Consider the following 2,311-nt stretch of genomic DNA (forward strand, 5'->3'; position numbering starts at 1 on the left):
CAGGCCGGAGTCGCTCAGAAGCTCCTGCACATCGAGGAGACGGCATCCCTCGCCGTTGATCGCGTACTCACTGGAACCGTTGCGGAAGAGCGTACGGCTGATCGTCACCTCGGCGTACTCGATCGGCGCGTTGCCGATCGAGTTCGGCGGGTGAAGCGAGCCATGAGTGTCCTCTCGGTGTCCGGCGCTGTGAGCCGGTTTCGGGTTGCGAGAGGACACTACGAGGCGGAGGTTGCCGCCCGTCGCGGGTCTGGTGAACGGATGGTGGCGAGGCGGTGGCCGAACAGGGCCACGGCGTCTCAGCCCTGCGGGACGCTGTACTTGAAGCCGCGGTGCGAGCCGATGTACCCCAGCCGCTCGTAGAAACGGTGCGCGTCGGTGCGGGAGGCGTCCGAGGTGAGCTGCACCATGCTCGCGCCGACCGCAGGGGCCGCCCCCTCCGACACCCAGCGCATCACGGCGGAGCCGATGCCCGACGAGCGCAGGCTGCTCTGCACGCGGACCGCCTCGACCAGCAGCCGTCGGGCGCCGCGACGTGCCATCCCGGGGATCGAGGTGAGCTGCAGCGTGCCGACGATCGCGCCGTCGTGCTCGACGACGAGCAGGTCGTTCGACGGTTCGGCCAGGATCTCGATGAGCCCCTGTCGATAGGCCGGTCGGTCCTCCTCGGAGGCCACATCGCCGCGGGCCGCGCTGATCGGGTCGTCGGCGAGCAGGGCGATCACGGCATCCGTGTCATCGACCGTGGCACGCCGCAGGAGCGCCGTCCCGATGCGCGATTCGAAAGAGTGGGGCAGCGGGAGGGCGTCGAGCATGGCTCCAGTCTGCCAGCGCACGGAGCGGATGCCGGAGCGGCGTCCACTCTCTGGAATCATGGCGAGGTGGATATCGGCGCCGTGCTCGGTCTGGAGCAGCTCACGTGGGGGATGCTCCTGCTCGTCGTCGTCGCTGCGTTCTGCGCCGGCTGGATCGACGCCGTCGTCGGCGGGGGAGGACTGCTGCAGCTGCCCGCGCTGCTGCTGATCCCCGGTATCTCGCCGGTGCAGGCCCTCGCGACGAACAAGCTCGCTTCGGTCTTCGGCACCGCGACCAGCAGCGCCACCTACTATCGGCGCGCGAAACCCGACATCCGCACCGCCGTGCCGATGGCGATCGTCGCACTGATCGGCTCGTTCGGGGGAGCGGCCGTCGCGACGGTGCTGCCGCCGGCCGCCTTCAAGCCGATCATCGTGATCGCCCTGCTCGTGGTGGCGTTGTTCACCGCGTTCCGGCCGCAGATGGGGGCGGCGACCCAGCTGCGGTTCCACGGGCACAAGCACCACATCATGGCGGGCGCGGCAGGAATCGGCATCGGCTTCTACGACGGGATGATCGGTCCGGGCACGGGCACCTTCCTCGTCATCACGCTCGTCGCACTGCTCGGCTACGACTTCCTGCAGGCCAGCGCCAAGGCAAAGATCGTCAACCTCGCCACGAACGCGGGCGCACTGATGCTGTTCATCCCGCACGGTGCCGTGCTGTGGCTGCTCGGCGGTATTCTCGCCGTCGCGAACGTCGCGGGCAGCTACCTGGGGTCGCGGATGGCGATCTCCCGCGGGACCACGTTCATCCGGGTCGTCTTCCTCGTGGTCGTGATCGTCCTGATCGGCAAGCTCGGCGTCGACGTCTGGACCGAGAACATCCTCCCCGCCTTCGCATCACTCGGCTGAACGACCGAAAACGCCCGGGTCGCACGAGTCCGAGGACTGCGTGCGACCCGGGCGTGAGTCCGCGTGGCGGTGGGCGTCAGGCCTCGTCGTCCTCGGGCTCGTAGTCGACGCCGGCCTCGGCGCGCTGCGCGTCGGTGATGGGCGCCGGAGCGGAGGTGAGCGGGTCGAAGCCGTTGCCCGACTTCGGGAAGGCGATGACCTCGCGGATCGACTCGGTCTTGGTCAGGTGCTGCAGCACGCGGTCCATGCCGAGCGCGATCCCGCCGTGGGGCGGGGCACCGAACTTGAACGCGTCGAGCAGGAAGCCGAACTGCTCGTCGGCCTGCTCGTCGCTGATGCCCATGACCTCGAACACGCGCTTCTGCACGTCTTCGCGGTGGATGCGGATCGAGCCGCCACCGAGCTCCGAGCCGTTGCACACGATGTCGTACGCGTAGGCGAGGGCCGATCCAGGGTCGGTGTCGAACGTGTCCTGTAGCTTTTGTCTGTGAATCTCCTTTCTTCAGGCTCGCGCGGTCGTGCCCGTACCGCTCTCGGTTCCGTCTGCGTTCTCGCTATCGTCCTGGGAGGGGGAGCGCTGTCGGCATCGGCCTCTCCGGCAG

2 protein-coding genes and 2 pseudogenes are annotated in these 2,311 nt (G+C 68.5%); 1 reads left to right on the forward strand and 3 read right to left on the reverse strand.

From position 1 onward, the window contains the following. Both KZA10_RS18740 and KZA10_RS12745 read right to left on the reverse strand, forming a co-directional pair. Nucleotides 1-144: pseudogene (locus KZA10_RS18740) on the reverse strand (chromosome segregation protein); the annotation flags it as partial. Between the two features lie 155 nt (nucleotides 145-299). Next, the gene (locus KZA10_RS12745; protein ID WP_218683058.1) at nucleotides 300-815 is read right to left on the reverse strand and encodes a GNAT family N-acetyltransferase; all 516 of its coding nucleotides are present in this window, start codon (nucleotides 813-815) and stop codon (nucleotides 300-302) included. A gap of 66 nt (nucleotides 816-881) precedes the next feature. Between KZA10_RS12745 and KZA10_RS12750 the strand changes: the two genes are divergently transcribed. Further along, on the forward strand, nucleotides 882-1,709 hold the full coding sequence (locus KZA10_RS12750; protein WP_229778939.1) for a TSUP family transporter: 828 nt from the start codon (nucleotides 882-884) through the stop codon (nucleotides 1,707-1,709). 76 nt (nucleotides 1,710-1,785) lie between these two features. On the opposite strand, the pseudogene KZA10_RS12755 reads toward KZA10_RS12750, so the two are convergent. Then, nucleotides 1,786-2,184, reverse strand: a pseudogene (locus tag KZA10_RS12755) (amino acid--tRNA ligase-related protein); the annotation flags it as partial. Nucleotides 2,185-2,311 lie beyond the last annotated feature (127 nt).

Origin of the sequence: Microbacterium sp. BF1 (assembly GCF_019279095.1) — a bacterium.
GTDB classification, from domain to species: Bacteria; Actinomycetota; Actinomycetes; order Actinomycetales; family Microbacteriaceae; genus Microbacterium; species Microbacterium maritypicum.